The 12,212-nt window shown below is 36.9% G+C and carries 17 protein-coding genes and 1 other annotated feature; of the genes, 13 read left to right on the top strand and 4 right to left on the bottom strand.

Annotated elements, in window-relative coordinates:
* Positions 1–72: 72 nt before the first annotated feature.
* From B1R93_RS00665 to B1R93_RS00630, 9 genes are all read left to right on the top strand, one after another.
* Entirely contained in the window at positions 73–489 is a 417-nt protein-coding gene (locus B1R93_RS00665; RefSeq protein WP_245308154.1) for a GNAT family N-acetyltransferase, read from the top strand.
* Positions 490–862: 373 nt separating this feature from the next.
* A complete protein-coding gene (locus B1R93_RS00660; protein WP_165763689.1) occupies positions 863–1,213 on the top strand; it encodes a DUF3221 domain-containing protein in 351 nt (116 codons plus the stop codon).
* Positions 1,214–1,412: 199 nt separating this feature from the next.
* On the top strand, positions 1,413–2,120 hold the full coding sequence (locus B1R93_RS00655; RefSeq protein ID WP_088102069.1) for a cytochrome c biogenesis CcdA family protein: 708 nt from the start codon (positions 1,413–1,415) through the stop codon (positions 2,118–2,120).
* Between the two features lie 64 nt (positions 2,121–2,184).
* Positions 2,185–2,946, top strand: coding sequence for a (S)-benzoin forming benzil reductase (locus tag B1R93_RS00650; protein WP_088102068.1), 762 nt, complete (start codon positions 2,185–2,187; stop codon positions 2,944–2,946).
* A gap of 121 nt (positions 2,947–3,067) precedes the next feature.
* Complete coding sequence (locus tag B1R93_RS00645) at positions 3,068–3,358, top strand: DNA-binding protein (RefSeq protein ID WP_088102067.1); 291 nt, start codon at positions 3,068–3,070, stop codon at positions 3,356–3,358.
* Positions 3,359–3,701: 343 nt separating this feature from the next.
* Positions 3,702–3,917, top strand: coding sequence for a hypothetical protein (locus B1R93_RS00640; protein WP_088102066.1), 216 nt, complete (start codon positions 3,702–3,704; stop codon positions 3,915–3,917).
* Positions 3,918–3,946: 29 nt separating this feature from the next.
* On the top strand, positions 3,947–4,411 hold the full coding sequence (locus B1R93_RS00635; protein ID WP_088102065.1) for a 2-thiouracil desulfurase family protein: 465 nt from the start codon (positions 3,947–3,949) through the stop codon (positions 4,409–4,411).
* A gap of 9 nt (positions 4,412–4,420) precedes the next feature.
* A complete protein-coding gene (locus tag B1R93_RS22840) occupies positions 4,421–4,588 on the top strand; it encodes a hypothetical protein (RefSeq protein ID WP_165763688.1) in 168 nt (55 codons plus the stop codon).
* A gap of 22 nt (positions 4,589–4,610) precedes the next feature.
* Positions 4,611–5,042: a hypothetical protein gene (locus tag B1R93_RS00630; RefSeq protein WP_088102064.1), complete on the top strand. Its 432-nt coding sequence runs from the start codon at positions 4,611–4,613 to the stop codon at positions 5,040–5,042.
* A gap of 44 nt (positions 5,043–5,086) precedes the next feature.
* Here the strand turns inward: B1R93_RS00630 and B1R93_RS00625 are convergent, their stop codons facing one another.
* Positions 5,087–5,269, bottom strand: a complete 183-nt coding sequence (locus B1R93_RS00625; RefSeq protein ID WP_088102063.1) for a hypothetical protein — start codon at positions 5,267–5,269, stop codon at positions 5,087–5,089.
* A gap of 14 nt (positions 5,270–5,283) precedes the next feature.
* Entirely contained in the window at positions 5,284–6,294 is a 1,011-nt protein-coding gene (locus B1R93_RS00620; protein WP_088102062.1) for a DUF3231 family protein, read from the bottom strand.
* 214 nt (positions 6,295–6,508) lie between these two features.
* Here B1R93_RS00620 and B1R93_RS00615 point away from each other — a divergent pair, with 214 nt between their 5' ends.
* The 4 genes from B1R93_RS00615 to B1R93_RS00600 all read left to right on the top strand — a co-directional run bounded on the left by B1R93_RS00615 (position 6,509) and on the right by B1R93_RS00600 (position 11,495).
* Positions 6,509–7,255 carry a DUF3891 family protein gene (locus tag B1R93_RS00615; RefSeq protein WP_088102061.1) on the top strand — a complete coding sequence of 249 codons (747 nt, stop codon included), beginning with the start codon at positions 6,509–6,511 and terminating at the stop codon, positions 7,253–7,255.
* A gap of 38 nt (positions 7,256–7,293) precedes the next feature.
* Positions 7,294–7,505, top strand: a binding site (T-box leader).
* A gap of 41 nt (positions 7,506–7,546) precedes the next feature.
* A complete protein-coding gene (locus B1R93_RS00610) occupies positions 7,547–8,047 on the top strand; it encodes a class I SAM-dependent methyltransferase (RefSeq protein WP_207634106.1) in 501 nt (166 codons plus the stop codon).
* A gap of 283 nt (positions 8,048–8,330) precedes the next feature.
* Positions 8,331–9,080 (top strand): GTP pyrophosphokinase, encoded by a 750-nt coding sequence (locus tag B1R93_RS00605; RefSeq protein WP_088102060.1) that lies wholly within the window; start codon positions 8,331–8,333, stop codon positions 9,078–9,080.
* A 273-nt stretch (positions 9,081–9,353) separates the two neighbouring features.
* On the top strand, positions 9,354–11,495 hold the full coding sequence (locus B1R93_RS00600; protein WP_088102059.1) for an ATP-dependent Clp protease ATP-binding subunit: 2,142 nt from the start codon (positions 9,354–9,356) through the stop codon (positions 11,493–11,495).
* Positions 11,496–11,536: 41 nt separating this feature from the next.
* Here B1R93_RS00600 and B1R93_RS00595 read toward each other — a convergent pair whose 3' ends face one another.
* Both B1R93_RS00595 and B1R93_RS23275 read right to left on the bottom strand, forming a co-directional pair.
* The gene (locus B1R93_RS00595) at positions 11,537–11,767 is read right to left on the bottom strand and encodes a group-specific protein (protein ID WP_088102058.1); all 231 of its coding nucleotides are present in this window, start codon (positions 11,765–11,767) and stop codon (positions 11,537–11,539) included.
* Between the two features lie 220 nt (positions 11,768–11,987).
* On the bottom strand, positions 11,988–12,212 hold a 225-nt coding region (locus tag B1R93_RS23275; protein ID WP_483422317.1), incomplete at its 5' end, for a transposase.

The following is a 12,212-nucleotide window of genomic DNA, read 5'->3' as shown; positions in this document are numbered from 1 at the left end:
AAAGATTGGAGTTCGTTGATGATTATTGATTTTTTATCCAACCACCCTCGATATATTTATAAGGTGTCAGAGATGGTATATTCAGAATTTGTTGAACAATCAAGCAGTAAAATGACTTTTGACGAAGTCGTTACATATTTTTCTCACACAAAAACGGATCCCTTCCCAATGACTCTCATTGCATTAAAAGATAGGGAGTGTATTGGCACAGTATCCATTGTTGAAAATGATTTGGACGTACGCAAGGAATATAAGCCTTGGTTGGCTTCATTGTATGTTAAATCAGAGTATCGCTCCAAAGGGGTAGGACAAAAGTTAGTTAAAGAGACGATTAATGTGGCTCGGGAACTAGGATTCAGTGAGTTGTATTTACGAACAGAACATGCTTCAGGTTATTACGAAAAACAAGGGTGGAGTTTCGTTGAATCGGTTTCAGATAGATTGAATGAGCAAATCGACGTTTTCAATATGTTGTTATGCGCTAAGTAATGGGTACATTGTTTATTAATTTAAAAGGGTGATATTTAAAATGGGTTTTGGCCTTGGTATTTTACTATATTTATTTGTATTTGGTTTTATCGTTTATTTTCTAATAAGTATTCTTCGGTTCATGCGAGCAAAAAATCATAATGATATATTACTCCTTAAAAAGCTAGATGAGATATCTAATAAACTAGATAGAAATAAATTTGATCAATAAATGAATCTATACTTGCTTAAAGTCTAGCATTGTAGTACGAAAAGTAAATATTGTTCTGATAGAAATTGAAGTCCAAGTGAAGGATAGGAACACTCCCCTATAACTTATTATTGGGTGTAACCTAATGACAAGATCTGGCGTCTAATGAACAGGGGGATAAAGATGGTGAAATATTTGATTATCATTTTTGTGTTGATTGTTTCTTTAGTCAGTTGTGGGAATACCGGTGAACAAGCAGAAAAACGACCAATCTTTGTCGTAACTGAAATTCCGAATGAAAATCAGATACTAGTATCTGATACAGATCCAACTGCTACTTATGAACAGGTATATTTTATTGTGTCAGATGAAACCCAAATTTTAACCAATAATGGGGAACAAACCTCATTTGATGAGTTAGAGGTAGGGAGTAAAGTGGAAGTTTGGGTCGTTAAAAATGAGGATGGAACGAGCGAGATTTTGGAAAGTTTACCTCCTCAATTATATGCTGACAAGATTAAAATTATTGAGTAAATATGTCAGGTCGTCTCTGTAATTTGAAAAGCACATCCAATTTTTAGACATCGTCAAACAATTGGATGTGCTTTTATTATGGTCAAGTCAACAGTTTCCAGTTATTGTCATAGTGTCATAAAATATACAAAATCAATTAACTGTTTCAACATGAATAAATGATATGGTTAAGGTAACTTTTGTGAAAGGGTTGTTTTATATGCCTGAAGTAGGTCTATTATTGGCATTTGCTGCGGGAATGCTTGCTTTTGTTTCACCTTGCACCTTGCCGCTCTATCCATCGTTTATTTCATATATTACGGGAGTTTCGGTACAAGAATTAAAAACGAACAAAAAGCTGTGGATGATCACATTATCCCATTCTGTTTTGTTTTGTTTAGGTTTTTCGGTGATTTACTATGTAATTGGTTATTCTGCAAGTACGATTGGCTTGCTTTTTCGTGGCTACCATACGTTAATTCAGCAAATCGGGGGAATTTTTTTAGTTTTAGTAGGGTTATTTTTAGCAGGGGTAATTGAACCTAAGCTTCTAATGTCGGAATTTAGACTAAAATATCGTCCGAAGAGAATTTCGTATTTGAATACGTTTCTAATTGGCTTTATTTTCTCAGCTGGGTGGACGGCTTGTCTAGGACCTATTTTCGGGACAATTCTGTATTCAACATTTTATGAACCTACAAAGGCATTTGTTACGATTACTGCTTATAATCTAGGATTTTCACTTCCTTTCATTGTGATGGGATTTGCGATTGGGAAGGTGAAATTTCTAACAAAATATTCGGCTATTTTTATGAAAATTGGTGGTGTCACCATAATTATTCTTGGAATCATGATTTACTTTAAAAAAATGTATTATATCAATATTTGGAGTAATGAGCTTCAATCCTTTTTAAAGCATCTTTTTTAGAAATCGAATTTTTCATACAGGTAATAAGAACTGTAATAAACTGGAAAAAAGAGGAGGTGTCTCAATGAAATTTTTTATTATTACCGGTGCATCTAAAGGAATTGGAGAGGCGATGGCGAGAAAGCTTCTTAAGAAGGACCATTCCATTTTTAGTATATCGAGGACATGCAACAAGGCTCTTATGCAATTAGCAAAGGATACACAGGCGAGCTTTTATGATTATTCTTTTGATTTAACGAACCTGCATAAAATCGATTCACTCTTTGATGAAATGTTTGAAATTATATGTAAAGATCCAGCTATCGAGTCAATCTACTTTATTAATAATGCAGGAATTCTTGCGCCAGTTGCACCAATTGAGGCTACTCAAACTAAGGATATTGTTAAAAATGTACATACTAATCTATTGGCCCCTATTGTTTGTACTTCAGCGTTTATTAGACGTACAAATGACTTGAGACTTGATAAGCGAATCATGAACATCTCCTCGGGAACTGCGAAGCATCTTTTGCCTTCGATGAGTTGTTATGGAACGTCAAAAGCAGGACTTGATGCATTTACAAAGAGTGTAGCCTTAGAGCAGGCAACGAACGTATTTCCAATAAAGGTTGTATCCGTCTATCCGGGTATGATTGACACAGAGATGCAAGCGGAAATTCGAGACACGAAAAAGGTAGATTTTCCATATGTAGACTTATTTAAGGAATTATCAAGCGAAGGGAAGCTCCAATCAGCTGATTTTACAGCTGAAAGACTACTTGATTTATTAATGAGTGACACGTTTGGAAAAGAGGTTGTTGTTGAAAACTTAATTCCAGCGCTATAATCATTTTAAATTTCTGCCTTTGGAGTAATTCGAAAAATGGGCGGTAAATTTAGCCCGAAATATGGTATTGTTATAATGTGGAAACTGTTACTTGTTTGTTATGGCCTTAAAGGAGGGGGAAATGGATTTCATTTTATTAGCAATTGGTATTGCAGCTGCCGGCTATTTTATCGGTGATGGCTTGAAGAACTTTAATAATCCAAGCCCAAACAATGTGATGTCATATTTAGCTGAAGATGATGATCATGAACTTATTAAACAAAATGAGGTTCACTATTTTATGGGTGTATCAAAAGAAGATGCGGCTAAATTAATTGAGGAGCACCCGAGTATTCCTCATATTATCATTAATGGTACTGTTTATTACCCTAAAGTCAAACTTCGTGAATGGTTATTAAAAATCGAGAATTGAGGTCCTAATCACAAATTTTTCTGTAATAGAGGAGCGGAACAATGAAGCTACCTGTCTGCTGGTCCCGCGGCAAGTGATTTAGTTAGGAACAGTTATTATTTGAGGTCGAACGAAATGTTCGGTTTGTCGTACGGACAGTATACTACGACACATTCAAAGTGGAAAATAGGGGTCCCTTTTCTTCCGCTCCTACTCATTCTATTGGTAAATGCTTTCTTTCAGATGTCATTTCAAACGTATATAGCAATGATTCTTGGTGGCTATCTACGTTGTTTTTTTATTGATTCCGTATTAGGATGATTTCACACATCAACGACAGCCTTTATTTTATGGAGGTGAAGAGATGACGAAAACGGTAATCGTTGCATTAGTGTCTTTTTTTATATTAAGTGGATTACTTATATTGATTGGCTACCAGTTTGAGATTCAGTTGTTTATGTTTCAATTTTATAAAGAAACAGCAACAGGGTTTGAAGCTGGGGGCTCAGTGCTGCCTTTTATAATCGCACTGATTTGCAGTTGTTTTATCGGAAACTACTATCAAACCTATCAAAAATAATAAATCGAACTGTAGCGGAGGGAACTCAAATGATTCTTGTAAGCTCCTGTTTAGCCGGATTAGAAGTTAGGTATAATGGCTCTCATTGTTTAGAGCAAAGTCTAGCACAATTAGTAACCGATAACAAGGCACTACCGATTTGTCCCGAATTGCTCGGGGGTTTTGTTACTCCAAGGGAGCCGGCAGAAGTTATTGGCGGAGATGGTGAAGATGTGCTCAAAGGAAAAGCAAGAGTTGTTGAAAGAACGGGTAAAGATGTAACAGACCTCTATCTTAAAGGAGCACAGCTTACTTTAGAAAAAGCTCAAGAACTACAGGCAACATTCATTGTTTTAAAGGATTATAGCCCATCATGCGGTAGTTCTATGATCTATAATGGTAGTTTTCAACAGCATAAGATTGATGGTGTCGGTGTAACGGCTGCGCTGTTAAAGAAACATGGGATCCGTATCGTTTCAGAAGCTAATATAGCTGATGTTTTAAACGGAAAATAAGGAGGAACAATGATTAGATTAGTTGAAAGAGGCATAGATATATTAAAAACGATGTTTTTCGATTTAGTATCGATGAGCAAGGGATTTATTTATGGGTTTGTAATGGTTGGTTTATTTATTATTGTCGTAACTGTTCTTCTATATGGTTTTCTTTATTTGAAAAATGTCTTTTTTTAATTTTGGATGAAGGGGTAAGCAGTTGAATAGCCTTAAACATTATGCTTTTTTATTTGTTGTGTTTCTCTGTTTGTTTGCAGGGGGAATGCTTGGGCTTGAACGGATGGAGAGTACAAAAGTCGTTCCTTTTGAGCATATTAGCATGGAAATTCAGTCTATTCTCGTTCAGGGAGGCTTATTTTATTTCCTCATCTTCTTTCCGTTGACGATCATATTGGAACAAATTCCTCGACGGTTCGCATTCATTAACATGGCTCTATTTCCAATCGTAGGTTATTTTCTAGGGAAATATATTTTCTTCATCACCTATCCAGAATGGGTAGAAGTGGATGGATTTCCTGTGAAGGAGGAAACCTCGATGATGTTGTTTAGTCTTGTTTCTCTATTCTACGCTTTAGTAGTGCTAACAAAACATAAAAAGAAATCTCCCTCTTCAATCGTGTGTAGGACGTAGTCAAACGATAAAGGGAGATATTTCGGTTAGTCGTTCGCTAAATTTTAATACGTTACTCTTTTCTTGATTTTTAAAAAGGCATCCAGAGACTCATCCAGTAATCTCTCTCGATTAGGGTCCTCGTTCACATCTGTATCAACTTCGATTTCTTGAACGAAAATTCCATATGTATCATTCTCTGTGTTAAATTTTTTAGAAGCCGGGCGCATGTTGCTTTTTCTTTTCATCAAACGTTCCTCCTTTATATGTTTGTCTCCTTCGTGAGCTGTTCTCGATCAACCGCAAGGGGAGGTCTTTCAAACCATCCATTTTTGATCATTATATTCATCCCGTCCTCTGCAAAAGTTCCGATATCTTTAATCATTTTGATGTACTTAGCTGCTAAATCACGTCTCATACAAAGACCAAGCGAACCACCCATATTGCCAATACCAATAGAATTTAACGAACTCACATGGAAAAGCATTAATTTATCTGAAAAAGGAGCAACAGTGGATGCTGAAACCTCTGTGTCCCATGTCATAGGGGATGGTAGCGTACTTTCCTCTAAAAGAGTTCGGAAGGTTTGCATTAGTCCACGAGCGATCTCAGTGCCTCTAACAAAGTAACTTCGCAATTCCTCTGATGTTGCAGTCTGCGCAAACCCAATTAGTAACGCTTTCCCATATGAATTATTTGTGAAGTTCATAAAAATATGGCCGATTTCTTGAGCCGTAAGCGTTCTTCGCTCGCCAAACCACCCTCGTAAAAAACTGCCTTTCTCTACAAAATCGACCTGATTAGGTGCAGCGATATAAGGGGGACGAACATACAAGCCTTTAGACAGCATGACTTCTATTGTAAAGTCCTCAACATTGGCAGCTTCTATTAAATAATGGCGATAAAGCTTTCTTATGTCTTTACGGGCAGACATCGAAAAAGCCATTCCATCTGCTGCAATTCCAGCCTTTCCTAAATTGCGAACAAAATAAAGCATATATGTATCAGAGTAAAGTCTAGGCGCATTAAGATTCACATCTTCATCTGAAAACCCGAGTGGAACTGGATAGTTTTCCTGCTTAAATAATTCGGTTAGGGTAGTAAGGTGTTCCTTTGATTTTTCACATGCAAATTCAATAACACGTTTTATTTCAGCATCTTCAACAATTTCGTTAAAATAGCTGAGCACTGGTAATGTTGCACTTTCGCTCATATAAGAGGCCCATAAAGCACCTAACTCAGCTGATGTTAAGTTAATGTGATGTTCTTTCACTAAATCCTACCTCCAGTACAATGTCATGTAATGATAGTATTTCCTATACAGTTTGTAATTATTTGTATTTTTTACTGTTATAATAAACGATTTAATATTAATGGTAATTTGTGTTAATGTATTGATAAATTCATTACAAAGGTGTTAACTTTTAAAATATTTAGAAGACCCGAGATTTTTAAAAAGCTAATAAGGTATTAAAGGAGTTTATCTTATGATTATAATGGAGTCCGAAGAATGGTTTATGATGACTAAACAGCATGACCATGCCCGTATATCAGGTGAGATTGCTAACCATTTTCTGGATCACCTCTTTTTAGACGAACGATATAGGGAGGAGATATTACTGGGCGTCCGTGAGCATGATAGAGGCTGGATTGGTCTTGATGAGGTGCCTATTTGGAATGATGGCAGCAACGTCCCTTTTTCGTTCATGGATTACCCGCTTTATCCTAAGCTTCAAATGTATATAAAAGGCCTTGAGGAAGTCGAGCAAATGAGTTCTTATGCAGCATTGCTTTGTAGTCATCATTATAGTGCCTTTATTCGCCGTTCACATGACCCTGAATGTAAAGCGTTCATGAAAAATGAAATAGATAGGCAAAATCGACTCCTTACGCAATGTGGTCATCCAACTGATGACATGGTAATGAGGCATGTAAAGCTCCTTCAGCTGTGTGATGAGATCTCCCTTTATATTTGTATGAACAAAAGTGGGGCTGCTAAGGAAGAGAGTAGCGCCGCTATAAAATTCGATACAGTTATTGAGCAGCAAATCTTTAAAGCGAGCTGGCAAAGTCGCAATGCTATTAAGCTGGAGCCATTTCCTTTTAAAGAGGATTTTAGTGTGAAGTTGAAAACAAAGCATGTTTCAAAGGCGTTAAGAAATGAGGTAGGTGTTCACTTAGCTTATGAAAATACAGAATACACAGAAGAGGAATTCTCTTTTATTAAAGATTGACCGGCCTTATAATTAAAGGTATAATTTAACAAATATGATAAAATTCGATGATGAAGAGAGTAATTGATAAGGAATCGTTAGCGAGTCAGGAATGGTGGGAGCCTGATGTGCCTTTATGAATGAACCGCACTTCGGAGATACGAGCTTGAAGTCTAAGTAGGGTTCGTCGGGAATTTCGTTCTCGTTATCGTAAAGTGGACTTGAATAGTCAATGTGAGTGGTACCACGGGTGTAATAACTCGTCTCTTTATTGAGACGAGTTTTTTTATGTTTTTAAAGGAGGAGATGAATGTGGCTCAGGAACGATTCTTAAATCCACCGATGCCAGACGTTTTGGCACAGTGGAAATTTTATTTTGAACAACTGAATGTTCAGCCTGACGATGTCGTATTAGATGTTGGCTGTAATACTGGAGACACAGAGCACTTTTTAATCAATATGTATCCTTTTGTAAAGAAGGTAATTGGACTAGACGCCGATATAAAACGAATTCAAGCTGCGATTGAAACATGGAAGCTGCGAGGAAAACAGGGCAACATCGAGTTTTTAGTGGGGGATGGAATGGCTTTACCGTTTCCAGATCATTACTTTGATAAAGTGATTTGTGCAGAAACGTTAGAGTGGATGAAGGACCCTAAAGCTGCAATTGCTGAAATAAAAAGGGTATTAAAACCAAATGGTATCGCCCTTATTCAGCATACAGATTGGGATCAAACGGTATATACTACGTCTGATGTGCAAGCAAGCTGGCTTTACAAAAGTCGTTCCTCTAGTATACACGCTTATAAATGAGACGTTTCAAGAACCGAACTACTCTTATAAACTAGCAAACATGATAAAAGAGTGGCTGGTTCTAAAAGAGCTGATAGAAAATGAAGTACTTGAAAACTGGATGTTGGATATGGAGAAAATATCGGCAAAGGAAGATTTTTTCTTCTCGATTAATCGGAATCTTTGTGTTTGCGTTAAGTGAAGTGCCAACGAATAAAAATACTAAAAAGTTTTGAGTAGACTATTTAACTAGCAAGTATCATTTAAGATGAGGAGTAAAATTCGATATAAAGGTGAGATAGATATGAGCACTCTTGATTTAAAACAATTAAAAAAGTTTAAAAATGAATTAACGAGATTTATGATGCTATATCAATTTGGCATTGATGAACTTAATACTAAGATCGAAATACTACAGCAGGAATTTCAGTACATCCATGATTACAATCCAATTGAACATGTGAAGTCTAGGATCAAAACACCGGAAAGTATTTTAAAGAAAGTGTATCGGAAAAATATTGATTTTTCGTTATCAAGTATAAAAGAAACGATAAAAGATATTGCTGGAATACGCATCACGTGCTCTTTTATTTCTGATATTTATGAAGTTAGTAGAATGTTAGAGAATCAAAGTGATATTGAAGTGATTGAAAAAAAGGATTATATTTTGAATCCGAAGCCGAACGGGTACCAAAGTCTTCATCTCATTATTAAAATACCTGTTTACATGTCCGACGGTATTGAATATGTTTTTGTTGAAGTACAAATTCGAACAATCGCGATGGATTTCTGGGCAAGCTTAGAACATAAAATCTTCTATAAATACAACAAAGAGGTTCCTGCTCATCTCATCAATGAACTCAAACATGCAGCTGATACCGTAGAAATGTTAGATAAAAAAATGGAAGCCTTACATAAAGAAATTCGCGAACTAGACGATGAGGAGGCTGAGCTTGAGAGTGAAATGAAGCTACTAAACCTCAATAGTGAAAATTTTAATATACCAATGGCTTTACTAGAATCGATTTCAAGTAAGAAAATCAATGAGGATTGATCATGTTTGTTAGGCGTGAATGGTAGAGGATTTTTAATTGGTAAATTAAGGGCTCGATGCTCGAATTTTGAGTGAATAGCGAGCCTAGTATCCGCTAAGCCTATAAAAATGCTGTTTTGGATTCTTTCACTGCTAACACTTCCTACTTGAAAAGTCAAAGAAGGTCAAATATAATAAGAATAGAATTATTTTTCTAAACAGCCTATATGGCTTTTTCTTTTATATATTTGGTCAAAGATAGTCAAGGTCAAAAAACGAAAGGATGAAGACAAGATGTTATGTCAAAAATGTCAAAGTAATCAAGCAAGTGTAACGATGAACATTATGATTAATCAAGCGAAGAAGCAAGTATCATTATGTTCCGATTGTTATAATCAGAGTAAAAATCAATCGTTTATGGGCGCCTTTAATTTTGATGATTTCTTTAAAGGGCTGTTCTCACAAGGGAATTTCTCCGAAAGTGGTTTTACCCAGCAACAAGTAAAAGAGCCAGCTACTAAGCAGGCTGGTAATGGATTCCTTGACCAGCACGGACGTAATTTATCGGAAGAGGCAAGACAGGGACGAATTGATGCGGTTATTGGTCGTAAGAAAGAAATTGAACGGGTGATTGAGGTGTTAAATCGTCGTTCGAAAAACAATCCGGTGTTGATTGGGGAAGCTGGTGTAGGGAAAACGGCGATTGCTGAAGGATTTGCATTAAAGATTGTCAAAGGTGATGTTCCAGCAAAGCTACTAAATAAGGAAGTCTATGTATTAGACATTAGTTCGCTAGTGGCTGGCACGAGTTATCGTGGTCAATTTGAAGAGAAAATGCAACAGCTTGTTAGTGAGCTTCAGGCACGTGATAATGTGATTCTCTTTATTGATGAATTACACATGATGGTTGGGGCGGGGAGCTCGTCTGAAGGAACGATGGATGCTGGAAACATGTTGAAGCCAGCACTGGCCCGAGGGGAGTTCCAAATTATTGGTGCTACAACATTAAAAGAATATCGCAAAATTGAAAAGGATCAAGCGTTGGAGCGTCGATTCCAGCCGGTAGTTGTGAAAGAGCCAACAGTTGAGGAAGCATACGATATCTTAAAAGGGATCCGTCCTATTTATGAGAATTACCATAATGTGAAGTTCTCAGACGAGGTCTTAAAAGCGTGTGTGACACTATCTGACCGCTATATTCAAGACCGTTTCTTACCAGATAAAGCGATTGATTTATTAGACGAAGCAGGTTCGAAGCTCAACTTAACTCAAGTAGGTACAGATAAAGCGAAACTGCAAAAACGATTAGAGGATATTTCTCGTGAAAAAGAACTAGCAACAAAAAATGAAGAGTATGAAAAGGCAGCCCAGCTTCGGGATGAAGAGTTGGCACTTCAAAAGCAAGTAAACAATGATGTCGTTGAACCTGCAACAGAAGTGACGTTAGAGCATATTCAAGACATTATTGAAAAAAGCACGGGTATACCTGTAAAGAAGCTGCAAAAATCAGAGCAGTCAAAAATGAGGGACCTTCAAAGCAATTTAGCGAAAAAGGTCATCGGACAGGAAAAAGCGATTGAAAAAGTAGCAAAAGCGATTTTACGTGCTCGTGTTGGCTTAAAGTCAAAAGCACGTCCGACAGCGTCGTTCCTGTTTGTCGGTCCAACTGGAACAGGGAAGACGGAATTAACGAAAACATTGGCGGCTGAACTATTCGGCAGCAAGGAATCAATGATTCGTCTTGATATGAGTGAGTATATGGAAAAGCATTCTGTTTCAAAATTAATTGGTTCACCTCCTGGCTATGTTGGTCATGATGAAGCAGGTCAGCTTACCGAACAAGTTCGTCGTAATCCGTATTCGATCATACTATTAGATGAGATTGAAAAGGCGCATCCAGATGTAATGAACATGTTCCTGCAAATTATGGAGGACGGTCGTTTAACGGATAGCCAAGGTAGAGTAGTGAATTTTAATGAGACGGTCATTATCATGACGTCAAATGCAGGTGTCTCAAATCAAAAGAAAGCATCAATCGGCTTTAATGAAAGTGATGCGGACAGCGTTCTAGCAACACAGAGCATTCTTGAGAGCTTACGAGACTATTTCAAGCCTGAATTTTTAAATCGTATCGATGCGATTATTGAATTTAACCACTTAGAAAAAACGGATTTAATTCACATTATTGATATTATGCTAAATGAGTTAAAAGCCACATTAGAGGAACAACATCTTTCAATTGAGCTGACTCAAGCTGCAAAAGAAAAAATCGCCGAGCTCGGTTATCATCAAGCATTTGGTGCACGTCCATTACGACGTGCCATTCAAGAGCATATTGAAGACCAAATTACGACCCATTTAATTGAAAGTGAACAATCGCTATCCGCATTTAAAGTTAATGTTGTAAATGGTGAAATTAAGGTGGAAGCAAAATAGTGAAGAAGACAGCAGGGGCTAATGGCCTTGCTGTCTTTTCGTTATCCTTTAAATAGTTCTCGTATACTGTTGTGACGCTGTTCACGTTCTTCCACACTTGCTAAATCGTATTTTTTAAGTAAGTGAAAGGCTTCATTTAAAGCGGTTTGAGGTTGTTTTTTTTGTAAAAACGTTTGAAACCCTTCATATAACTCATTTGGCAAAAAGCTTGATTGCTCCTCGAGCTTCTTGAACACGTCTTCTACATTGTGATCTAATTTACATTCTCCCATGTGTCTTCCTCCTCTCATCGTGATTGTCCATTATTATGAAGGAAAAACAGAGAAATGAAAAGACATTCAAATAATAGTGCAGGGAGATTGAGTTGATAAAACTTGTTACATATGAATTTGTTATTGTCTATTCTTAATAAGCTTTAGGGCTAAGCTACATCTGTTTAGCTTATGAATGAATTATCTTATGTAAAGAAAAGGAATGGCTAAACTAAACAGGTTAGTTTAGCCGCAGACCGTAGACAAAACGCCTTTGAGAAATGACTCTCAAAGGCGTTTTCGCGTATTTCCGTCTATTGTCTGTTGGTGACGCTGGAGGATGGGTGTTCCTCCAGTGCCAGTTGGCTAATTTTTTTAGGTTCATGGCAGCGAAAACAAGCATCGCCTGCATTGAGTTTTTTTCCAACCCTTTTAGGTTGGTCCAACGCATACCATGCTTTTGTTT

The sequence above is a fragment of the Halalkalibacter urbisdiaboli genome (genome assembly GCF_002156385.1).
GTDB classification, from domain to species: Bacteria; Bacillota; Bacilli; order Bacillales; family Bacillaceae_D; genus Halalkalibacter_A; species Halalkalibacter_A urbisdiaboli.
Note: the sequence above shows the minus strand (reverse complement) of the source record. Positions and strands in the feature narration are given on the sequence as shown.